Source organism: Janthinobacterium sp. GW822-FHT07H11 (assembly GCF_058798615.1).
Genome location: NZ_CM179507.1, coordinates 4,559,842 through 4,579,661 on the forward strand (window position 1 = coordinate 4,559,842; position 19,820 = coordinate 4,579,661).

General features: G+C 65.5%; 21 protein-coding genes. 7 read left to right on the forward strand and 14 right to left on the reverse strand.

What is annotated here, in order from left to right:
* From AC3RCJ_RS20025 to ssuE, 6 genes are all read right to left on the reverse strand, one after another.
* Complete coding sequence (locus AC3RCJ_RS20025; protein WP_492965042.1) at positions 1-1,743, reverse strand: OmpA family protein; 1,743 nt, start codon at positions 1,741-1,743, stop codon at positions 1-3.
* A 414-nt stretch (positions 1,744-2,157) separates the two neighbouring features.
* Complete coding sequence (locus tag AC3RCJ_RS20030) at positions 2,158-2,973, reverse strand: ATP-binding cassette domain-containing protein (RefSeq protein WP_492964860.1); 816 nt, start codon at positions 2,971-2,973, stop codon at positions 2,158-2,160.
* 17 nt (positions 2,974-2,990) lie between these two features.
* The gene (ssuC, locus tag AC3RCJ_RS20035) at positions 2,991-3,791 is read right to left on the reverse strand and encodes an aliphatic sulfonate ABC transporter permease SsuC (protein ID WP_492964859.1); all 801 of its coding nucleotides are present in this window, start codon (positions 3,789-3,791) and stop codon (positions 2,991-2,993) included.
* Between the two features lies 1 nt (position 3,792).
* The gene (ssuD, locus tag AC3RCJ_RS20040) at positions 3,793-4,953 is read right to left on the reverse strand and encodes an FMNH2-dependent alkanesulfonate monooxygenase (RefSeq protein WP_492964858.1); all 1,161 of its coding nucleotides are present in this window, start codon (positions 4,951-4,953) and stop codon (positions 3,793-3,795) included.
* A gap of 21 nt (positions 4,954-4,974) precedes the next feature.
* On the reverse strand, positions 4,975-5,973 hold the full coding sequence (locus AC3RCJ_RS20045; protein ID WP_492964857.1) for a sulfonate ABC transporter substrate-binding protein: 999 nt from the start codon (positions 5,971-5,973) through the stop codon (positions 4,975-4,977).
* A gap of 27 nt (positions 5,974-6,000) precedes the next feature.
* Entirely contained in the window at positions 6,001-6,630 is a 630-nt protein-coding gene (gene ssuE / locus AC3RCJ_RS20050; RefSeq protein ID WP_492964856.1) for an NADPH-dependent FMN reductase, read from the reverse strand.
* A 267-nt stretch (positions 6,631-6,897) separates the two neighbouring features.
* On the opposite strand from ssuE, the gene AC3RCJ_RS20055 reads away from it, so the two are divergent.
* The 5 genes from AC3RCJ_RS20055 (at position 6,898) to AC3RCJ_RS20075 (ending at position 11,927) form a co-directional block, all read left to right on the forward strand.
* A complete protein-coding gene (locus AC3RCJ_RS20055) occupies positions 6,898-8,118 on the forward strand; it encodes an acyl-CoA dehydrogenase family protein (RefSeq protein ID WP_492964855.1) in 1,221 nt (406 codons plus the stop codon).
* A 21-nt stretch (positions 8,119-8,139) separates the two neighbouring features.
* Positions 8,140-8,967 carry a MetQ/NlpA family ABC transporter substrate-binding protein gene (locus AC3RCJ_RS20060; protein ID WP_492964854.1) on the forward strand — a complete coding sequence of 276 codons (828 nt, stop codon included), beginning with the start codon at positions 8,140-8,142 and terminating at the stop codon, positions 8,965-8,967.
* 3 nt (positions 8,968-8,970) lie between these two features.
* Entirely contained in the window at positions 8,971-10,362 is a 1,392-nt protein-coding gene (locus tag AC3RCJ_RS20065) for an LLM class flavin-dependent oxidoreductase (RefSeq protein ID WP_492964853.1), read from the forward strand.
* Positions 10,363-10,474: 112 nt separating this feature from the next.
* Positions 10,475-11,374 (forward strand): subclass B3 metallo-beta-lactamase, encoded by a 900-nt coding sequence (gene bla, locus AC3RCJ_RS20070; RefSeq protein ID WP_492964852.1) that lies wholly within the window; start codon positions 10,475-10,477, stop codon positions 11,372-11,374.
* A 73-nt stretch (positions 11,375-11,447) separates the two neighbouring features.
* Positions 11,448-11,927, forward strand: coding sequence for an META domain-containing protein (locus AC3RCJ_RS20075; protein WP_492964851.1), 480 nt, complete (start codon positions 11,448-11,450; stop codon positions 11,925-11,927).
* A 97-nt stretch (positions 11,928-12,024) separates the two neighbouring features.
* Here AC3RCJ_RS20075 and epsC read toward each other — a convergent pair whose 3' ends face one another.
* Positions 12,025-12,978, reverse strand: coding sequence for a serine O-acetyltransferase EpsC (gene epsC, locus AC3RCJ_RS20080; protein ID WP_492964850.1), 954 nt, complete (start codon positions 12,976-12,978; stop codon positions 12,025-12,027).
* A 189-nt stretch (positions 12,979-13,167) separates the two neighbouring features.
* Here epsC and AC3RCJ_RS20085 point away from each other — a divergent pair, with 189 nt between their 5' ends.
* Entirely contained in the window at positions 13,168-14,343 is a 1,176-nt protein-coding gene (locus tag AC3RCJ_RS20085) for a multidrug effflux MFS transporter (protein ID WP_492964849.1), read from the forward strand.
* A gap of 93 nt (positions 14,344-14,436) precedes the next feature.
* Here the strand turns inward: AC3RCJ_RS20085 and AC3RCJ_RS20090 are convergent, their stop codons facing one another.
* Positions 14,437-14,739: a hypothetical protein gene (locus tag AC3RCJ_RS20090; protein ID WP_492964848.1), complete on the reverse strand. Its 303-nt coding sequence runs from the start codon at positions 14,737-14,739 to the stop codon at positions 14,437-14,439.
* Between the two features lie 80 nt (positions 14,740-14,819).
* Positions 14,820-15,260: a carboxymuconolactone decarboxylase family protein gene (locus AC3RCJ_RS20095; RefSeq protein WP_141168623.1), complete on the reverse strand. Its 441-nt coding sequence runs from the start codon at positions 15,258-15,260 to the stop codon at positions 14,820-14,822.
* A 105-nt stretch (positions 15,261-15,365) separates the two neighbouring features.
* On the opposite strand from AC3RCJ_RS20095, the gene pdxR reads away from it, so the two are divergent.
* Complete coding sequence (gene pdxR / locus AC3RCJ_RS20100; RefSeq protein WP_492964847.1) at positions 15,366-16,838, forward strand: MocR-like pyridoxine biosynthesis transcription factor PdxR; 1,473 nt, start codon at positions 15,366-15,368, stop codon at positions 16,836-16,838.
* On the opposite strand, the gene AC3RCJ_RS20105 is transcribed toward pdxR, so the two are convergent.
* From AC3RCJ_RS20105 to AC3RCJ_RS20125, 5 genes are all read right to left on the reverse strand, one after another.
* Positions 16,807-17,397, reverse strand: a complete 591-nt coding sequence (locus AC3RCJ_RS20105) for a DUF1287 domain-containing protein (RefSeq protein ID WP_492964846.1) — start codon at positions 17,395-17,397, stop codon at positions 16,807-16,809. The genes pdxR and AC3RCJ_RS20105 overlap by 32 nt on opposite strands.
* Positions 17,398-17,459: 62 nt before the next feature.
* The gene (locus tag AC3RCJ_RS20110) at positions 17,460-17,795 is read right to left on the reverse strand and encodes a DUF6616 family protein (RefSeq protein WP_492964845.1); all 336 of its coding nucleotides are present in this window, start codon (positions 17,793-17,795) and stop codon (positions 17,460-17,462) included.
* A gap of 9 nt (positions 17,796-17,804) precedes the next feature.
* Positions 17,805-18,560 (reverse strand): HEAT repeat domain-containing protein, encoded by a 756-nt coding sequence (locus AC3RCJ_RS20115; protein ID WP_492964844.1) that lies wholly within the window; start codon positions 18,558-18,560, stop codon positions 17,805-17,807.
* Positions 18,557-19,066, reverse strand: coding sequence for a MarR family winged helix-turn-helix transcriptional regulator (locus AC3RCJ_RS20120; RefSeq protein ID WP_492964862.1), 510 nt, complete (start codon positions 19,064-19,066; stop codon positions 18,557-18,559). The genes AC3RCJ_RS20115 and AC3RCJ_RS20120 overlap by 4 nt, the downstream gene beginning before the upstream one ends.
* 103 nt (positions 19,067-19,169) lie before the next feature.
* Positions 19,170-19,784: an OmpW/AlkL family protein gene (locus AC3RCJ_RS20125; protein ID WP_492964843.1), complete on the reverse strand. Its 615-nt coding sequence runs from the start codon at positions 19,782-19,784 to the stop codon at positions 19,170-19,172.
* Positions 19,785-19,820 lie beyond the last annotated feature (36 nt).

Genomic DNA, 19,820 nt, shown 5'->3' on the forward strand with positions numbered 1-19,820 from the left:
TTATTTTTGATAAATTCTTGGTTTGAAATCGGCGGCATAGGTTTTTTCCGCGCGCGTATAGACCAGCGTGCCGGCCTTGGCGGCATTGGCGCCGTCCTTGCCAAACACGATATCGACGCATTCCAAGCCAGCACGTCCGTTCATGAACATGCGATACAGCAGACCGTTCTCGCCCAGATACGTATTGACCTCCGGCGATACGCTCATCTCCGCCTGCCCGCTATTGCGCTTGGCCGGATTGTAATTGGTATAGACCTTGAATTGCGGCGGATTGGCCAGCGCGCCGTCGACGGCCAATACCGAAACCTTGTTAATGACGATCTGGTGTCCATTGACCTGGTCCGTCCAGGTCTTGCCATACAGGCCAGGCATGAATTCGCTGGTCGAATAGACCTTGCCATCGGCCAATGCCTTGACGGCATTCGAGGCACGCGGGCGGTCGCGGCGGCAATCGGTCATGATCAGCGGTTCCGAGGCATAGGCGGTGCTGATCAGCGAGAAGGACGGGCGCTTCGGCATGGCCTGGCCCAGATTGGCCAGGTTGACCGAGGTGGTGAACGGCACGCCGCCAAAATCGATGGCCTGACCCGCATCGCTGTCCGCCTTGCCTGCAGCGGCCTTGCCGCCCTTGGCGCTGCTGGCGCGCGGCGCGGTGGCGGCCACGGCCGGGGCGCTGGCCGCCGCGTCCGCGCTGGCGGCGCCAGCCGCAGCGCCCGCGGTCGCCGCCGCAGGCGGCGCATTGGCCGCGACGCGGGCATTGCCCTTGGCCGGTTTGGCCGGCTTGCGCGCCGCCACGGCCGGCGTGCCGCGTGCGGCCACGTCGACGGCAGCGGCAGGCGCGGCAGGCGTACTACGGTACAGATCGTAACGGGGCTTGCGCGCCGTCAAATAGGTGTCGAAACTGGCCTGGTCGGCCAATTCCACGATTTCCACGCGGCGGTTCAATTCGCGGCCCGCCTCGGTGGCATTGTCGGCCACCGGATAAGCCTCGCCGGCGCCCTGGAAATACAGCGAATTCTTCGGAATGCCGCGCTTTTCCATATACGCCGAAACGGCCCGCGCGCGGCGCTCGGATAAATCGGCATTCAGGCGCGAATTGCCCGTATCGTCAGTATGGCCAATCAGCAGTATCTTGCGCGCGGCTATCTGCGCCAGGTATTCCGCCTTCTTTTTCGGATCCTGGATATCCGCCGTCATGGTGCGCGCATTATAGGAATCGGCAATCGCGGAGAAATACTGTTGCGCGCGTTCCGTCAACTGATCCGAATTCAATTCAAAATGGCCGCCATTGACGCCCTGCCCGCGCACTTCCACCACGGAGCCGACTGCGGTCTTCCGGATATCGGCCCCATTTGCGTTCGCATTCAGGGCGGCATCGTCAAGCACGCTGCCATTGGCGCCCACGGTCGATATCTTCATATCCAGGTCATATTGCTTGGCAATTTTCGCCAGTGCGCAACGACGCGCATCCATATCATGGCCGATCAAGCCACCAGCTGCCGCGCCCAAGGCGGCGCCGATCAGGCGGCTTTTATCCGAGTGCTTGAATTGATTACCGATCACCAGCCCCGCAATTGCACCGACGGCAATGCCGACATTGCGCGCATTATTCGAACAAGGATCTTCGCTGGCAAAGGTTTCTTTAAATGAGGGCTGGCCGGTACGGGGATCGGTGGCGCAACCGGAAACGGTGCTTGCGCAAATGGCAGCGGTGAGGATCTTCAGCCCAAAACGTGACGGCATGCGCTTGGCACCCGCTTGCAAAGAAAATGGAATCAAAACGGGCTCTTTCTCATGACGGGAACAGGTACGAATATCCAGCATGGCGCGCAATAATGCGCCAGGATGAATACTTACTAAACACTCAATATGTACATGTTCTCATATTCCGACCGTTTTTTGGAAATTTTTAGTTCTATATAGAAAGTATCCAGGCCGGTAATTTCCCTGCCGGCGCGCCGCATGGACGCCCGCGAAACGCCGCCACATTGTCGTTGGAATTGCCGAAAAGCATGTTTCCATGCGCATTGCAGCGCAGCCGCGCCTGCCTGCCGCGCGCGCCTGCCGCGCCAGGAACGGGGCCGGCAGCCGCTTTTTTCACGCGACGGGCCGTCGTATGATTTTGGCCACTTTCTTGATTACCCGTCAGCAATACTTCTAAAGTGACAACACGCGCGCCAGTATCTGCTGCTCCAGCGCGGCGAAGCGCGCACTGCCACGCTCCCTGGGGCGCGGCAGATCCACGCGCACGTCGAGTGTGATGCGGCCATCCTCGATCAGCAGCACGCGGTCGGCCAGCGCCACCGCCTCTGCCACGTCATGCGTCACCAGCACGGCCGTAAAACCGCGCGCCAGCCACAGCGATTCAATCAGGCGCTGCATCTCGATGCGCGTCAGGGCATCGAGCGCGCCCAGCGGTTCATCGAGCAGCAGCAACTGCGGCTCGTGCACGAGGGCGCGCGCCAGCGCCACGCGCTGGCGCTGTCCGCCCGACAGGGCCGCCGGCCACTCTTGCGCGCGGTCGGCCAGGCCCACGGTCCACAGGGCCGCGGCGGCCGCGCCCACGGAGCGGGGCAAACCCAGGGCCACGTTATCGAGCACCGTCTTCCACGGCAGCAGGCGCGCTTCCTGGAACATGATGCGGATGTCGGGCGTCCCGACACCGCTGCCGATGGAGACTCTGCCTTCATCGATGCTTTCCAGCCCTGCGATCGCGCGCAGCAAGGTGCTCTTGCCGCAGCCGCTGCGTCCCACGATGGCGACGAATTCACCCGCTTCCAGCTGCAGGTCGACGTTTTTCAGCACGGGGCGGCTGGTGTAGGATTTGCTCAGCTTCGTCAGTTCCAGCGGCACGCCCCTGCGCTGCAAGGGAGCCTGCGGAGCGACCTTCGCCTGTGGCGGCGCGCTGGCCGGATCGTACTGCACGAAGTGCGACAAAAAATCCGTTTCGATCTGGATGGGGGCGAGCAGCATGGTGTCCTCTTCTATCATTAGCGGTAAGCGGGATTCCAGCGCAGGCAATGGCGTTCCAGCCGGCGCGAGAGCAGGTCAGCCAGCTTGCCCAGCAGCGCATACAGCAAGATGCCCACCAGGACCACGTCCGTTTGCAGGAATTCACGCGCATTCATGGTCATGTAGCCGATGCCGGCCTGCGCCGAGATGGTCTCGGCGACGATCAGCAGCACCCACACGAGCCCCAGCGAAAAGCGCACGCCCACCAGGATGGAGGGCATGGCGGCCGGCAGGATCACGTCGCGGTACAAGGGCCAGCCGGACAGGCCATAGCTTTTCGCCATTTCGATCAGGCCCTGGTCGGCCGAGCGGATGCCGTGGAAGGTGTTCAGGTAGACGGGGAAGAAGACGCCGACGGCCAGCAGGAACAGCTTCGCCGTCTCGTCGATGCCGAACCACAGGATCACCAGCGGGATCAGGGCCAGCGCGGGGATGTTGCGCACCATTTGCAGGGTGGTGTCGAGCAGCGTCTCGGCATGGCGGAAGCTGCCCGTCAATAGCCCCAGCAGCAAGCCCAGTCCGGCGCCGACGGCGAAACCGACCGTGGCCCGCCACAAGCTCGTTTTCAGGTGCAGCCACAGCTCGCCCGATGCAGCCAGGCTCCAGAAAGCCTTCGCCACGGCCCACGGCTCGGGCAGGATGCGGCTCGACAGCCAGCCCCATTGCGCCGCCAGCTGCCAGGCCAGCAGCAGCGCCACGGGCAGGGCCCACGGCGCCAGCGCCTGACGCAGCGCAGGCCACGACGGGCCGGAAAGGCGCTTGACGACGGCCGTCGCCATCTCAGGCCGCCTTCTTCTGCGGCGCGGCCGGCACGATATTGCTGGCCATGACTTCGCCGAACGGGCCGCTCAAGGACTGCTCGCCCACGGCCTTGCCCTTGCCCAGCAGCGGAAACACCAGTTCGGCGAAGCGGTACGACTCTTCCAGGTGCGGGTAGCCGGAGAAAATGAAGGTGTCGATGCCCAGGTCCGCGTATTCCTGCATGCGCGCCACCACCGTGGGGGCGTCTCCGACCAGGGCCGTGCCGGCGCCGCCACGCACCAGGCCCACGCCGGCCCACAGGTTGGGCGACACTTCGAGCTTGTCGCGCCGCCCGCCGTGCAGGGCCGCCATGCGCTGCTGGCCGACGGAATCCATCTTGCCGAAGGCCGCCTGCGCCTTGGCGATGATGTCGTCGTCCAGGTGGCTGATCAGCTCATCGGCCGCGCGCCAGGCCGCCTCGCTGGTTTCGCGCACGATCACATGCAATCGGATGCCAAACCGGACCGTGCGGCCTTTTTTTGCCGCGCGCGCGCGGATGTCGGCGATTTTCTCGGCGACGGCGGCGGGCGGCTCGCCCCAGGTCAGGTACACGTCCATCTGCCCGGCCGCCAGTTCGTGCGCCGGCTCGGACGACCCGCCGAAATACAGGGGCGGATACGGTTTCTGCACGGGCGGATACAGGGTCCTGGAACCCTTCACCTGGATATGCTTGCCCTCGAAGTCATAGCCGGCCGCGCCACCCTCGCCGGCCAGCGTGGCGCGCCACACCTTGATGAATTCATCGGAGATTTCGTAGCGCTTGGCGTGGTCGGCAAACAGGCCGTCCGCTTCCAGTTCGCCCTGGTCGCCGCCCGTGACGACGTTGATCAGGAGGCGGCCGTTCGACAGGCGGTCAAACGTGGACGCCATGCGCACGGCCAGCCCGGGCGTGGACAGGCCGGGGCGCACGGCCACCAAAAACTTGAGCTTTTGCGTCACGCTGATCAGCGACGAGGCCACCACCCACGCATCTTCGCAGGAGCGGCCCGTCGGCAGCAGCACGCCGTCGTAGCCGAGCGTGTCTGCGGCCACGGCCACCTGGCGCAAGTAATCGGCATCGACGGGGCGCGCGCCCTGCGACGTGCCCAGGTAGCGGCTGTCGCCGTGGGTAGGGATAAACCAGAAGATATTCAATGACATGGTGCGCTTTCCTTTGCTTGTTTATTTTGTGCTGGTGGCCAGCTGGCGCGCCGGCAGCAGCGCATCCTTGACGACGATCGGTTTCGGAATCAGCTTCAGGCTGGAAAACGCGTCCGCCACCCTTTGCTGCGAGGCGATGACGTCGGGCGACACGGGTTTGACGCCATATGCATAGCGCGAGGCGGCCAGCGCCACCACATCCTTGCCCAGCCCCGTCTGCGCCGACAAAATCGTCGCCACTTCGTCCGGGTTGTTGCGGCCCCAGTCATCGACCTTGGCCACTTCCTCGAGCACGATGCGCAGGATCTCGGGATTTTTTTCCGCATACGTGCGCGAGGCCAGGTAAAACTGGTAGTTCGCCACCAGCCCCTTGCCGTCGGCCAGTACCCTGGCGCCCAGCTGCTTTTCGGCGGCCGCCAGGAACGGGTCCCAGATGGCCCAGGCGTCCACGCTGCCCCGCTCAAAAGCGGCGCGCGCATCGGCCGGCGGCAGGAAGACGGGCTGGATGTCGGCATACGCGACACCGGCCTTTTCCAGCGCCTTCAACAGCAGGTAATGCACGTTCGATCCCTTGTTCAGGGCGATTTTCTTGCCCTTCAGGTCGGCCAGGGTGCGCAGGCCCGAACCCTTGGGCACGACGATGGCTTCGCTGGCCGGCGACGCCGGCTCATTGCCGACATACACCAGGTTGGCGCCGGCCGCCTGGGCAAAGATCGGCGGCGCCTCGCCCACGGTGCCGAAATCGATACTGCCCACGTTCAGGCCTTCGAGCAGCACGGGGCCGGCCGGGAACTCCGTCCATTTCACGCCCACGCCGTGCCCGGCCAGGCGTTTTTCCAGCGTGCCGCGGCCCTTGAGCAGGGTCAAGGTGCCGTATTTCTGGTAGCCGATGCGCACTTCCGGCCTGGCCTGCGCCTGCGCAGCGGCCGGCATGCCGGCCGCCATCACGCCGGCGACGGCGGCAAACAGCAGGCCCAGAGTGGTACGGCGCGAGAGTCGTTGTGCATGGCGGTGTGTCATGGTGGTGCTTTCTTGGTCGGTGATGAATCAGGCGGCTTGAAACTGGGCGGCATAAGGCTGCTCCTGCAGCGAACGGGCGGGTGGCGCCTGGGGCGCCTGCACTGCGCCGCCCTGCTGGTGCCGTCCCTGCAGCACGAACAGGCCAGCCGCCACTTCCTCGATGCCGGCCTGCACGCGGGCGGCGATCGGCGCATCAAGGGTCAGCCCCTGTTCTTCGTGCCAGCCCAGCTGCTGCGCATTGGCATAGATGCTGGTAAACACCTGCTTGGCGCCCAGCGCATGCAGCACGGGACGCAGCGCATAGTCGAGCGCCAGGGTATGGGCATGGCCACCGCCCGTGGCCAGCGGCAGCACCAGCTTGCCCGCCAGGCCATCCTGCGGCAACAGGTCGAGGAAGGCTTTCAGCAAGCCCGTATAGGACGCCTTGTAGATGGGCGTGGCGATCACGATGGCGTCGGCGTCGGCCACGGCGCGCACGGCACGGGCGATGGTCACGTCGGCATGATCGGCCAGCAGCAGCGCGCGCGCCGGCAGGTCGCGCACATGCAGCGCACTGTAGCTGTGTCCGTGCAGCGCCAGCTGCTCGCCGATATGCAGCAGCAGGCGGCTGGAACTCGAAGGTATGTGGGGGCTGCCGCCCAGTAAAAGTATGCTCATGTGATGCCCGTCCCGATGCGTGATGGAGGTTGACGAAAGTGAAAGCGCTGGAGAGATGCCTGCAGCCTATCGCCATCAGCAGCGCGTTAGAACGAATGCTTTCGCGCTTGGATATGTGTTTTTCGACTATCCGCGGCGGACGCCCGGCAGCCCGCGCGGCGGTGCCGGAGAGCGCCTTTTTTCGCATATCCATGCGCGCTTTTCTTCGTGTACGGCGGGCAGCTGACAGTGCAATACTGTTTGCACCATCTTCTTCGAATGCCCGCAATGTCTACCGCATCCATCCACGCCGTGCGCCCTCCCGCGCCGGCATCCGAACCTCCGCAGGATGCCATCGGCATCGCCCACCGGCTTGCCGCGCGCCTGGCAGAAACCGCCAATGCGCGCGACCAGGCCGGCGGCCATGCGGCGCAGGAACGCGAATGGCTGCGCGATTCCGGCTTGCTGACCCTGTCGATCCCCGTGGAATTCGGCGGCCAGGGTGCGTCGTGGCCGGCCGTCTACCAGGTGATCCGCATCCTGGCCCGCGCCGACAGCGCGCTGGCGCACGTCTTCGGCTTCCACCATTTGCAGCTGGCCGGCCTGCAGCTGTACGGCAGCGCGCAGCAGCAGCGCCGCCTGCTCACGCTTACCGTCGACGAGCGCCTGTTCTGGGGCAATGCGCTGAACCCGCTCGACAAGCGCGTCGTCGCCACGGAAAGCACCGGCGGCGACGGCTATCTCCTCGACGGCATCAAGAGCTTTGCTTCCGGTTCCGTCGGTTCCGACTGGCTGACCGTCTCCGCCTGGCACGCGCCCACGCAAACGGCGCTGATCGCCGCCCTGCCCACGCGCCAGGACGGCGTGACCGTGCAGGCGGACTGGGACGCCTTCGGCCAGCGCCAGACGGACAGCGGCAACGTGCATTTTCAAGCCGTCGCCCTGCCGCGCGAGCTGGTGCTGCAGGCGCCCGCGCAGGCGGCCACGCCGCAAGCCACGGTGCGCTCGCAGATCGCGCAGCTGATCATGACGAATTTATATCTGGGCATCGCCGAGGGCGCCTTCGAGGCGGCGCGCCAGTACACGGACGCGCAGGCGAAAGCCTGGTTCGCCTCGGGCGTGGCCAAGGCCACGGACGACCCCTTGATCCAGCACCGCTACGGCCAATTGTGGCTGCTGCTGCGCCCCGCGCAGGTGCTGGCCGACGGCGCCGCGCAGGAGCTGGAAAAAGTGTTCCGCAAGGGCGCGCTGGTGACGGCGCACGAACGGGGCTTGCTGGCCGTGGCCGTGGCCGAAGCCAAGTGCCTGGCGCACAAGGCGGGCGTGGAGATCAGCAGCCAGATGTTCGAGCTGACGGGCGCCCGTTCCACCTCGGCCCAGTATGGCTTCGACCGCTACTGGCGCAACGTGCGCGTGCATACCCTGCACGACCCCATCGACTACAAGCTGCGCGACCTGGGACGCTTTGCCTTGACCGGCAGCGTGCCCGAGCCGACGGCATATTCATAATTCACCCACCAAGGAACCACCATGAGCATCGCCCGCCGCAGCATCGTCCTCAGCGCCCTGACCCTGGCCTTGACGGCCAGCTTCGCCCACGCCAAGGACCCGAAAGAGATCACCATCGGCACCAGCGCCGGGCCGTACGCGGACCAGATCAAGCTGGGCATCAAGCCTATCCTGGAAAAACAGGGCTACAAGGTCAAGCTGGTGGAATTCAACGATTACATCCAGCCCAACTTCGCCCTGGCAGAAGGCTCGCTGGACGCGAACGTCTTCCAGCACATCGTCTACCTGAAGAAATTCGCGCTCGAGCACAAGCTGGCCCTGACAGACCTGATCACGATCCCCACGGCGCCGATCGCCATCTACAGCAAGAAGCACAAGACGCTCGACGACGCGAAGGAAGGCACGACGGTGGGCTTGCCGAACGACCCGACCAACCAGGCGCGCGCGCTGGTGCTGCTCGACCAATTGAAATGGATCAAGCTGCGCCCCAGCTTCGACCCCGTGCGGGCGTCGGAAAAGGATATCGCCGTCAACACGAAGAAAATCAAGCTGCTGCCGCTGGAAGCGGCGCAACTGCCACGCTCGCTGGGCGACACCGACTACTCCTTCATCAACGGCAATTACGCGCTGGCGTCCGGACTGAAACTGACGGATGCGCTGGTGGCCGAGAAAATTTCGCCCAACTACATCAACCTGGTGGCCATCCGCGCGGCCGACAAGGACAAGCAGTTCGCCAAGGACCTGGCGGCCGCCTACCGCTCGCGCGAATTCCTCGACATCACGAATAAACACTTTGCCGGCTATTCAAAGCCCGACTACCAGCAAGCCTTGCAGACGGCAGCCAAATAAGCCATGGCGAAGACGATACGCTTCAACGCCTTCCAGATGAATACCGTGGGCCACCAGTCGCCGGGGCTGTGGACGCATGCGCGCGACCGCAGCCACCGCTACACCGATCCGGCGCACTGGACGGAACTGGCGCGGCTGCTGGAAAAAGGCCTGTTCGACGCGGTTTTTCTTGCCGACGTGCTGGGCGTGTATGACGTGTACCGGGGCAGCCTCGATGCGGCCCTGGAACACGGCGTGCAGGTGCCGCTGAACGACCCGCTGGCCCTCGTGCCCATCATGGCGCAAGCCACCACGCACCTGGGTTTCGGCGTCACCTGCGCGCTCACCTACGAGCACCCGTACACATTCGCGCGGCGCATCTCCACGCTCGATCACCTGACGGACGGGCGCATCGGCTGGAATATCGTCACCGGCTATTTAGACAGCGCGGCGCGCAACCTGGGCTTGCGCCAGCAGCTGGGCCACGACGAGCGCTACGACCTGGCCGACGAATACCTGGACGTCGTCTACAAGCTGTGGGAGAAAAGCTGGGACGACGACGCCGTCGTCAACGACAAGGCGCGCGCAATCTATGCCGATCCGGCCAAGGTCCATCCGATCAACCATGCCGGGCGCCACTACCAGGTGCCCGGCATCCATCTGTGCGAGCCGTCGCCGCAGCGCACGCCGCTGCTGTACCAGGCGGGCACCTCGCCGCGCGGCACGCGCTTTGCGGCGCGCCACGCGGAAGCGACCTTTGTCAGTGGCCCCAGCAAGACGGTGGTCAAGCGTTACGCCGACGACTTGCGCGCCGCCGTGCGGCAAGGCGGGCGCGATGGCCACGCGCTGCTGATCTACGCGCAGGCGCTGGTCATCACGGGCGCCACGGAAGCGGAAGCGCACGCCAAGCACGCCGAGTATCTGCGCCATGTCAATATCGAGGCGGCGCTGGTACTGCTGTCGGGCTGGACGGGCGTCGATTTCAGCCGCTATCCGCTTGACGCCACCATCGACTACATCGACTCCGAGGCGGGCCGCTCGGCGCTGGCCTCGTTCAGCCAGGCCGACCCGGACCGGCAATGGACGGTGCGCGAGGCGGCCGAATACATCGGCCTCGGTGGGCGCGGCCCCGTCATCGTCGGCGATGCGCGCCAGGTGGCCGACCAGCTGGAAGCATGGCTGGACGAAACGGGCGTCGACGGTTTCAATCTTGCCTTCGCCGTGGCCCACGACAGCATGGCCGACGTGGTCGAACACATCGTGCCGGAACTGCAGCGGCGCGGCCGCTACCGCAGCGCCTACGCCGAAGGCAGCCTGCGCCACAAGGTCTTCGGCCAGGGCCCGCGCCTGCCGGCCGATCACGCGGGACGCCAGGTCAGCATCGCGCCGCTAGCCAGCCGCCTTTCGGCGGCGTGACGCGGCGGACCGGCGCCGCGCCTGGCTGAACGCCGGCAGCGCCCGCCCGGATTTGCGTCCGCCTGCGTTCCGTGTCAGCATATGCCACCTTGGCATACTGATAAGGACCGCAATGCCCCTCATTCTGACGCGCACGCTGGCCATCGCGCTGCTGGCCATCCCGGCACCATCGGCGCTGGCGCAGCCGCCTACCTCGCCCGCCACTGCGGGCTGCGAGATCTGCGCTGCCTGGAATGCGGACCAGGCGCCGTTCCGCATCTTCGGCAATACCTATTATGTGGGCGTGAAGGGCCTCAGTTCGGTGCTCATCACGTCGCCACAGGGCCATGTGCTGATCGACGGCGGCTTGCCGGAGTCGGCGCCGAAGATCATCGCCAATATCGCCGCGCTGGGCTTGCGCATCGAGGACGTGAAATTGATCCTCAATTCGCACGGCCATATCGACCATGCGGGCGGCCTGGCAGAGCTGCAGCGGCGCAGCGATGCGCTGGTGGCCGCCAGCCCGTCGGCCGCGCTGGACCTGGCGTCGGGCGAAGTGGGGCCGGACGACCCGCAATACCACGCGCTGCCCAAATACCCGCCCGTGAAGGACATGCGTTTGGCGCGCGACGGCGGCCAGTTCAATGTCGGCCCCATCACACTGACGGCGCACGCCACGCCGGGCCACACGCCCGGGGGCCTGAGCTGGACGTGGCAATCGTGCGACGGCCCCCGCTGCCTGAACATGGTGTACGCGGACAGCATCAACGCCGTCTCGCGCCCCGGCTTCAGGTTCAGCGCCAGCAGCGAGTATCCGAACGCGGTGGACGACCTGCGCCGCAGCTTCGAGACCCTGGAAAAACTGCCTTGCGACGTGCTCATTTCCGCCCACCCGGAAGCGTCGCACTTGTGGGAACGGCTGGAAGCGAGCGCCACGGCCGGCAGCGACGCCTTTGTCGACCCGCAGGCCTGCCGCGCCTACGTGGCGGCGGCGCGCACCTTGCTCGAGGCGCGGCTGGAGCAGGAACGCTAGGCTTGTCAACCGTGCACGCCGCCGCAGCGCCGATCTGCTACGCTGGCGTCATTCACATCAAGAAGGAAATGCCATGTTCAAATTCGCCAGTCTGATCCCCCTCGCCGCCATCGTCGCCATCACCGCCGGCTGCGCGCAAACGCCCGTGCGTTCCGACGCGGCCGCCGCCGCGCCAGGCGCCACCTCGCCCGCCAGGCCCGCGCCGAAGCTGACGGGCACGCAATGGAAGCTGAAGGAATTGAAGGGCAAGAAGGTCGTGCGCAAGGCCCCCGAGCAGCGCGAAGTGAGCCTGCTGCTGGCCGACGGCCGCGCCAGTGGCCACAGCGGCTGCAACCAGATGATGGGCGGCTACACCAGCGATGGCGTCAGCACCCTGGCCTTCTCGCAGCTGGCCGGCACCATGATGATGTGCCAGCCGCAGGACATGGAACTCGAGCGCGAACTCCTGACCACCCTGGGCGAAGTCAATGGCTACCGCTATGCGGACCAGGAACTGCTGCTGCTCAAGGATGGCGTGCCCGTGGCCCGCTATGAAGCGCTGGCGGTGAAGTAAGGTTTTGCAAAGCCAGGCGCCACGCCCGGCTTGAAGAGTACCCGAAAAACGTTCAGGGCAAGGCGCAGCGCCGCATGGACGTTTTCTCGGCCACTCTTCAATCGTTGCGCATCTGCGCCTGCGACACATTGCTGTTCGCCGGCACGCTCTGCGTCAGCCACACATTTCCCCCGATGGTCGACCCCGCGCCGATGGTGATGCGCCCCAGCACGGTCGCGCCCGCGTAGATGACCACGTCGTCCTCGACGATGGGGTGGCGCGGCGTGCCCTTGATCAGCGCGCCGGAAGCGTCGGCGGGAAAACGCTTGGCGCCCAGGGTAACGGCCTGGTACAGGCGCACCCGCTGGCCGATGATGGCCGTCTCGCCGATCACCACGCCCGTGCCGTGGTCGATGAAGAAGGAGGCGCCGATGTGCGCGCCCGGGTGGATGTCGATGCCCGTCAAGGTGTGGGCGATGTCGGCGACCAGGCGCGCCAGGAACGGCGCACCGAGCGCGTGCAGCCGGTGCGCCAGGCGGTGGTACAAGATGGCGATGGTGCCCGGATAGCACAGCATGATCTCGGCCACCGAGGTGGCGGCCGGGTCGCCCGCGTAGGCGGCCTGCACGTCCGATACCAGCAGCGCGCGGATGTCGGGCAGGCTGGCGGCAAACGCGCGCGTGATGTCGCGCGCCTGCTGCGCCAGGGCCGCATCGTCGCTGGCGCCCTCGCCCTCATCGCCAGCCGGCACGGCGTGCGCCGGAGCCGAAAACAGCAGGCCGCGCCGCACCTGTTCGCTGAGGCGGTTCAGGGTGGTGTTGAGCGTGTCGCCGACAAAATAGTCGATGCTTTCATCCGTCAGGTTGGGCCGTCCGTAATGCGTGGGGAACAAGGCGGCCGACAGGCCATTGACGATGGTGATCAAGGCTTCGCGCGAGGGCAGCTCGCGCACCCTGCCATTGTGGCGAATCTTGTGCTTTTCCTCGCGCGAGGTACGCAGCGCCTGGATCACGGGTCCCAGGTTCCACTGGAGCGTTTCGTCGGCGGGCGCTGCGGGATAGATGCTGTGCATGGGAGGTCACTTCCAGAAAACGGCAAACAGGCCGGGTCGCCCCAGCTTAACGGGCCGGTGCACCGATTCAAACGAAGGATTCCGTGCTTGCATATGCGAAAAACGCATATGCAAGGCCGGCAAGGGCGTGGGCAAACCTGATTGCGCCCACTAGCGTAAAATGACGGACTAACAAAAACACACTCGAACATGACTAAATTATTAACCTGGATTTTGGCGGGCCTGGCCATGGTCGGACCGCTTGCCATTGACACCTATCTGCCGTCTTTCCCCGCCATCACGCAAGATTTCAATGCCAGCCCCCTGCTGGTGCAGCAAACCCTGAGCTTTTTCCTGTTCACGTTCGCCTTCATGATGCTGTTTTACGGCACCCTGTCCGATTCCTTCGGCCGCCGTCCCGTGATTCTCGTCTCGCTGGTGCTGTATGTGGCCGCCTCCGTGGGCGCCGCGCTGGCGCCGTCGCTGGGCTGGCTGCTGGCCTGGCGCGTGCTGCAGGGACTGTCGGCGGGCGCCGGTTCCGTCATCGGCCGCGCCATCGTGCAGGACCGCTATGCGGGCGCCGCCGCACAGAAAATCCTCTCGCACATCATGATGGTGTTCGCGCTGGCGCCGGCCATCGCGCCCGTGCTGGGCGGCTGGCTGCAGGTGAGCCTGGGCTGGCGGGCGATCTTCTGGTTCCTCACGGCCTTCGGCGTGCTGATGTTCGTCGTCGTCTGGCGCGCGCTGCCGGAAAGCCTGCCGAAAGAGCAGCGCCACGCCTTCCACCTGGGCGCCATCGCCGTCAATTACTGGAAAGTGCTGTGCCACCGCCAGTTCCTGCTGCTGTCGACGGCCATCGGCGCCGCCTTTGGCGGCTTCGCCCTGTACATCGGCTCGGCCGCCTACTTCATCATCAACATCCTGCATTTGCCGGAGACGGCCTTCGCCTGGCTGTTCATTCCCTTAATTAGCGGCATGGTGTTCGGCTCGGCCCTGTCGGCGAAGATCGCCCATCGCTACAGCCAGCGCCAGATGATCTGGGCCGGCTTCATCTTGATGCTGGTCGCCGCGCTGGCCAACATCGGCTATAACTACTTCTTTGCCGCCGAAGTGCCATGGGCCGTGCTGCCGCTGTTCTTCTACTCGTTCGCGCTGTCGATCGCCATGCCGCCGATGACCCTGATGGCGCTGAACCACTTCCCCAACAACAGCGGCCTGGCCTCGTCGATGCAGTCGTTCATCCAGATGCTGCTGTTCGCGCTGGTCTCGGGCCTGGTGGCGCCGCTGCTGTTCGACAGCGCCCTGAACCTGGCGTATGGCGTGATGGCGGGGCTGCTGGTGAGTTTATTGTGCTGGGTGTTTGCGCAGGGTAAAGCAGAAACGTAGGTCGGATTGGCGCGCAAGCGCGTAATCCGACAACATTGTTGGCGGGTGACGTCGGATTACGCGCAAGCGCCTCGGCGGCCCCGCTAATCCGACCTACGGCCACGGTGCCGGCGTCACATCGACATACTGCGCCCCGCCCTGCTCAGGGGCCGGCTCCGCCCCATCACGCGTGACGGGCTGGTTCAAGGAACCGGCCGGCGAACGCAAGCTCAAGATTTCCTTGCGCGTCTCGACGAAGTCGGCGGAACTCAAGGGATGTTGCTGGTCCGGCCAGTGGCTGACGGCCCATTCCTGCAAGGTTTCAAAACGCCGCCACAGTTCCGCGATGAATTCGCGGCGCGCTTCTTCCTGCTGCTGCGGCGTCTTTTCCACTGCTTCGCTGATATTGACTTCCATGGCCATTCCCTCGCTGACAAGTTGTCGTGCCAGACTACGCAGGGACAGGCCAGGCGTCTGTTCGCGAACGAACACAGGATTTATTCGGGCATCTTGCGAAAGCCCACGGCCAGGCGGTTCCAGGTATTGATGGAGCCGATGGCCAGGGTCACGTTGACCATTTCCGCCGGCGTCAATTGCTGCGCCAGCGCCGCATACACGTCATCGGGCGCCTGGCTTTGCGGCAACAGGGTCAGCGCTTCCGTCCAGGCCAGCACGGCCCGCTCGCGCGCCGTGAAGAACGGTGTCTCGCGCCAGACGGACACGGCGTACAGGCGGCGCTCCGTTTCGCCGGCCTTGCGCGCGTCGCTCGTGTGCATGTCCACGCAAAAGGCGCAGCCATTGATTTGCGAGGCGCGCAGGCGGATCAGCTCGAGCAGCGAGTGTTCCACGCCCAGCTTGGCGATCGCCGCTTCCAGCGCATACATGGCCTTGACGGCGTCCGGCGATGCTTGGGTAAAATCGAGTCGTTGCTGTGTCATGATGGCATTCCTTGAGAGAGTAAAGATGCGGTATTGTAGGAGTGCCACAAGCCTGTGCGGCAGGCCAATCCCCCCGAAAAACAGCAGACCACCAACAAATACCCCATGGAATTACATATCCTGATCGAGGGCACGCGCGACCTGGGCGGCCAGCTATACCGCCAGCTCAGCGCAGCCATCCGCTCGGGCCGCCTGGCCGACGGCCAGCAATTGCCGCCCTCGCGCCTGCTGGCCAGCCAGCTGGGCCTGTCGCGCAAGACGGTGTCCGACGTGTACGACAAACTCGGCTATGAAAAGCTGCTGGTCGGCAAGGTGGGCGTGGGCAGCTTCGTGCAGACGCCGCACGCCTCGCCGCAGCGCCGCCATGCCAGCACGCCGCTGGCCAGCGCGCAGCGCATCGCCCGCTGGGAAGCGACGCCCACGCCCCTGCGCCGCGCCAGCCAGGAAGAACCCGCGCGCTACGCCTTCATCGGCGGACGCGCCACGCCCGCGCACTTCCCCCAAGATGAATGGCGCGCTTGCCTGCTGCACGCGCTGCGCCAGGGCGGCCAGGCGCGCGGCCGCTACGGCCCCGTGGAGGGCTTGCCCGCCTTGCGCGCGGCGATCGCCGGCCATGCCGCCTTCAGCCGCGGCATCCATTGCACCGAGGAACAGGTCCTCGTCACCAGCGGCGCGCAGCAAGCCTTGCACCTGCTGGCGCTGACCCTGCTGGAGCCGGGCGACACGGTTGCCGTGGAAGAACCCGGCTACCCGGTGGCGCGCGCCGTATTTGCCAGCCAGGGCGCGCGCGTGGTGGGCGTCGAGGTGGACGAGGATGGCCTCGTGGTCGCGCACATCCCCGACGGCACGCGCTTGATCTATGTCACGCCCGCACATCAATTCCCGCTCGGCATGCCGATGAGCATGGCGCGCCGCCATGCCTTGCTGGAGCGTGCCCGGCAGCTGGGCGCCATCATCATCGAAGACGATTACGACAGCGCCTTCCGCTACGAAGGCCGGCCCGAGGATGCGCTGCAAAGCATGGACCGCTACGGCGTCGTCGCGCACGTGGGCAGCTTTTCCAAGATCATGCTGCCGGAATTGCGCCTGGGCTATGTTGTGCTGCCGCAAGCCCTGGTGGCCGCCATGCAGACGGTGAAATACCTGAGCGATTGCCATACGGCCAGCCTGGGCCAGCATGCGCTGGCCAAGTTCATCGGCGACGGCCATTTGCTGCGGCATATCCGCCGCTGCCACGATATTTATGCGGGGCGGCGCGAACGGCTGCAGCACTGGTTCAACGGCCCCTTGTCGCCGTGGTTCCGCCTGGTGCCGGCCAGCGCCGGCTTCCACGTGGCGGCGCTGGCGCAGGCGCCGCTCGATATCGCCGAATTGCTGCGCCGCGCACGCCTGGCCGACGTCAGCCTGTATGCGCTGGCCCGCTTTTACCACGGTCCCGCCCGCCATGAAGGCCTGTTCCTCGGCTATGGCGCCATCGACAGGCTCGATATCGACACGGCGCTGGCCATCGTGCTGGCGATCCTGCAAGACATGGCGCCCCTGCCCCTCAACGCGGTTGCCAGCGATAGTGCCCCGTGATCGGATAGCTGAATAAAATGTTTTCCTCGCGCGCGCCTTCGCCGATGTTGTGGATGATCAGCGGCACGCCGCGCCACGACTGCCTGTCGCTGACGATGCCGATGTGCGTGAGGTTGCGCGGCAGGCGCCAGGTGACGATATCGCCCGCGCGGTAGGCGTTCGCCTCCTTGCTTGGCGGCAAGCTGGTGCCGTGGCGGGCAAAGTAGGTGCCCAGGTTCGGCACGCGGCGGTGGTCGATATTGCGGTCCGGCCCCTTCATCTGCCAGCGTCCCTGGCGCTGGTACACCTGCCACGCCTGGCGCATGTCTTCGTGCACCAGCACCTGCAAGTCCCGCCCCAGCTGGCGGTAGGCGCGCACGACCACGTCCGTGCACACGCCCCGCTCGAGCGGCACGTCGCCGCCCGGATAGGCGAGGCGCTCGTAGCGCGGGTCGTACTGCAGCGTCACGCCCACCTGGCTGCGCGCGGCGGCGACCAGCGCTTGCGGGGTGGCGGGGGCGGCCGACGCCAGCAAGGGCGCCAGCGCCAGCATCACGGTGAAAAGCGGTTTGATTGGCATCAAGGTCGGGGCTTGCGTGTAAATGCCAACTTTACCGCAGCGGCAAGAAAAACGTCGGACGCTTAGACGGTCGCCAGCTGCGCCAGGTGGCCAGGGAAATCCACGGCCGGGCCAGCCGCATTGAGCGTGGTGAAATAATCATGCCAGCCGGTGGCGGCGATGCCCGCCAGCAAGGCGTCCAGTGCCGCCTCGTCCGGGAAGCGCCAGACGGCATAGAATTGCTGGGGCGCCGCATGCGGCTTGCCGCCATCGATGGCGCCCATGGCCAGCGCTTCGGCGCCGCTGCCGGCCAGCGCCGCCATGCCGGCGCCGACGGTGGCGAAATACGCCTGGCGCGCGGCGCCATCGAGGGCCAGCCAGGCCGGCGTCGGACTATACAGTTCTAACAGGTAATGCATGATTTCTCCTTAAAATGATCGAGTCAGCGAGCGCTGGGCGCGCTTGCAGATGCGTGCGGTGGCGGCGCTGCCGCTGTCCGCCAGCCATTGTGCGCACAGTGCGCGCACCCAGTCGGGCCGGCTCTTGGCCGCATCGTTGAGCCAGTTCGCCACGGAATCCTGCACATAGGGAGCCGGATCGCCGCGCAGCGGCTGCAGCAAGGGCATGGCCAGCTGTGGTTCCTGTTTCAGGCGCGCAATATGCGCGCACCACACGCCGCGCGGACGCAGCGCTTCGCAGGCAAAGCGGCGCAGCCTTTCCGATGGCTCCTCCGTCCACGGCGCCAGCAGCGCAATGGCCTCTTCCAGCCCGGCCGCCAGGCGGGGACGCAGCGCCAGCCACGCCCATTCGCGCACGCCGAAATGAGCGTCATCGGCCAGCGCGCGCATGGCCGCCAGTTGTTCCGGCAAGCCCGCGCCGGGCTGTGCGGCGATGACAAAACAGGCCCAGCCGCGCACCGTGTCGGATGGATGCGCTTGCAGCAGCGCCAAGTCAGCGCCGGCTTCCAGCAGCAATTGCGTCGCCAGCGCCATGCGTTTCGTGATGCCGGCGGCGGCCTGCTGCCGCATGGCGTCCAGCGCGGCGGCGCCGAGATCGGGCACGGCCGCCTCCAGCAGCAGCGCGAAGTCGATGGCCAGCCCTTCCGTCAGGGTGCTGCTGGCCACCGTGCCCTGATTCAGGAGCGCCAGGCGCGCAGGCGCGATATCGGCGATGCCGGCGCTCATGCCGCCCCCCTGTCCGTCCTGCGCCAGGCTTTTTCCAGCAAGCGGCTGAAGACCTGCATTTCCGCGGCGGTAAAGTCGGCGAACAGGCTGGAGATCCATTGCGCGTGCTCGTCGACCAGGCTGGCTGCCATCGCCTCGCCCTTGGCGCTCAGCCGCACCAGCAGCTTGCGCCGGTCCGCCGTGTCCGCGTGGCGCGCCAGGAAGCCGTCGCGTTCGAGGCCGTCGAGCAAGCCCGTGATGGTGCCGCGCGTCACCCCCGCGCGCTCGGCCAGCTCGTGCGGCGGCAAGCCTGGCGGCACGTCGCGCAGCAGGAACAGCAAGACAAACTTGCCTTCCGACAAACCATGGCATCCCAGGCGCGTGGCGCAATCGCCATCGATGGCCGATGCCAGCCCCAGCACTTCAAAGCACAGGCGCAGGCGCGCCAGCGTATCGGCCGCGCCCGCATCGGGCGCGCGTCGCCCCACGTCGCCCAGCAGGGCCGCATATTTCTGTTCGAGTTTCATCATAAGCCACAATATAATATGGCGACATACTAAATGTCAAAAAAAGATCCGGCCATGCGGGCCGGATCTGCCTATGCCGCGCTACAGCGGCCGTGCTGGCTGCTTAGAAACGGTAGCCCACGCCCACGCCGATCAGCAGCGGGTCGATCTTGACTTCGCTGACCTTGGCGCCGGCAGCGGTCAATACATCGCTGCGGATCTGCACTTTCTTGATGTCAAAGTTCAAGGACCAGTTTTTGTCCAGCTTGTAGTCGACACCGGCTTGCAGCGCGAAGCCCCAGCTGTCATGCTCCAGGCGCAGGCCGGGCAGTTTGACATCGGAGATGTTCGTGTAGTTCACACCTGCGCCCACGTAAGGGCTGAACTGTTTTTCAGGCATGAAGTGGTATTGCAGCGACAGCGTCGGCGGCAGGTGCTTGAAGGTACCGATCTTCGTGCCAGCCAGGGAGACGTCATGCTTTTGCGGATACGTCAGGATCAGCTCGGCAGCGATATTCGGGGTGAAGAAATACGAAATATCGATCTCGGGAATGGTCTTGCTGCTGACGTGTATCAGGTCGGATGCACCGACGCCACCCACAGGAGCAGATTTGTCGGCCGGATCGATGTGCACGGCACGCGCACGCACCAGCCATGGGCTTTCCTGCGCCATTGCATTGCCGGCGAATGCGCCGATGGCGGCCAAAACGATTGCTGCTGCAGTTGCGGACTTCTTCATTCTAGTTCCCTCTTTTTGTCGTTAAGTAACGCTGCG

What these genes read in the sequence shown, in the direction of transcription:
- AC3RCJ_RS20025 (WP_492965042.1), bottom strand. Translation starts at nt 1,743, where the DNA reads ATGCCGTCACGTTTTGGGCTGAAGATCCTCACCGCTGCCATTTGCGCA.
- AC3RCJ_RS20030 (WP_492964860.1), bottom strand. Translation starts at nt 2,973, where the DNA reads ATGCTGCTCGCCCCCATCCAGATCGAAACGGATTTTTTGTCGCACTTC.
- ssuC (WP_492964859.1), bottom strand. Translation starts at nt 3,791, where the DNA reads ATGGCGACGGCCGTCGTCAAGCGCCTTTCCGGCCCGTCGTGGCCTGCG.
- ssuD (WP_492964858.1), bottom strand. Translation starts at nt 4,953, where the DNA reads ATGTCATTGAATATCTTCTGGTTTATCCCTACCCACGGCGACAGCCGC.
- AC3RCJ_RS20045 (WP_492964857.1), bottom strand. Translation starts at nt 5,973, where the DNA reads ATGACACACCGCCATGCACAACGACTCTCGCGCCGTACCACTCTGGGC.
- ssuE (WP_492964856.1), bottom strand. Translation starts at nt 6,630, where the DNA reads ATGAGCATACTTTTACTGGGCGGCAGCCCCCACATACCTTCGAGTTCC.
- AC3RCJ_RS20055 (WP_492964855.1), top strand. Translation starts at nt 6,898, where the DNA reads ATGTCTACCGCATCCATCCACGCCGTGCGCCCTCCCGCGCCGGCATCC.
- AC3RCJ_RS20060 (WP_492964854.1), top strand. Translation starts at nt 8,140, where the DNA reads ATGAGCATCGCCCGCCGCAGCATCGTCCTCAGCGCCCTGACCCTGGCC.
- AC3RCJ_RS20065 (WP_492964853.1), top strand. Translation starts at nt 8,971, where the DNA reads ATGGCGAAGACGATACGCTTCAACGCCTTCCAGATGAATACCGTGGGC.
- bla (WP_492964852.1), top strand. Translation starts at nt 10,475, where the DNA reads ATGCCCCTCATTCTGACGCGCACGCTGGCCATCGCGCTGCTGGCCATC.
- AC3RCJ_RS20075 (WP_492964851.1), top strand. Translation starts at nt 11,448, where the DNA reads ATGTTCAAATTCGCCAGTCTGATCCCCCTCGCCGCCATCGTCGCCATC.
- epsC (WP_492964850.1), bottom strand. Translation starts at nt 12,978, where the DNA reads ATGCACAGCATCTATCCCGCAGCGCCCGCCGACGAAACGCTCCAGTGG.
- AC3RCJ_RS20085 (WP_492964849.1), top strand. Translation starts at nt 13,168, where the DNA reads ATGACTAAATTATTAACCTGGATTTTGGCGGGCCTGGCCATGGTCGGA.
- AC3RCJ_RS20090 (WP_492964848.1), bottom strand. Translation starts at nt 14,739, where the DNA reads ATGGAAGTCAATATCAGCGAAGCAGTGGAAAAGACGCCGCAGCAGCAG.
- AC3RCJ_RS20095 (WP_141168623.1), bottom strand. Translation starts at nt 15,260, where the DNA reads ATGACACAGCAACGACTCGATTTTACCCAAGCATCGCCGGACGCCGTC.
- pdxR (WP_492964847.1), top strand. Translation starts at nt 15,366, where the DNA reads ATGGAATTACATATCCTGATCGAGGGCACGCGCGACCTGGGCGGCCAG.
- AC3RCJ_RS20105 (WP_492964846.1), bottom strand. Translation starts at nt 17,397, where the DNA reads ATGCCAATCAAACCGCTTTTCACCGTGATGCTGGCGCTGGCGCCCTTG.
- AC3RCJ_RS20110 (WP_492964845.1), bottom strand. Translation starts at nt 17,795, where the DNA reads ATGCATTACCTGTTAGAACTGTATAGTCCGACGCCGGCCTGGCTGGCC.
- AC3RCJ_RS20115 (WP_492964844.1), bottom strand. Translation starts at nt 18,560, where the DNA reads ATGAGCGCCGGCATCGCCGATATCGCGCCTGCGCGCCTGGCGCTCCTG.
- AC3RCJ_RS20120 (WP_492964862.1), bottom strand. Translation starts at nt 19,066, where the DNA reads ATGAAACTCGAACAGAAATATGCGGCCCTGCTGGGCGACGTGGGGCGA.
- AC3RCJ_RS20125 (WP_492964843.1), bottom strand. Translation starts at nt 19,784, where the DNA reads ATGAAGAAGTCCGCAACTGCAGCAGCAATCGTTTTGGCCGCCATCGGC.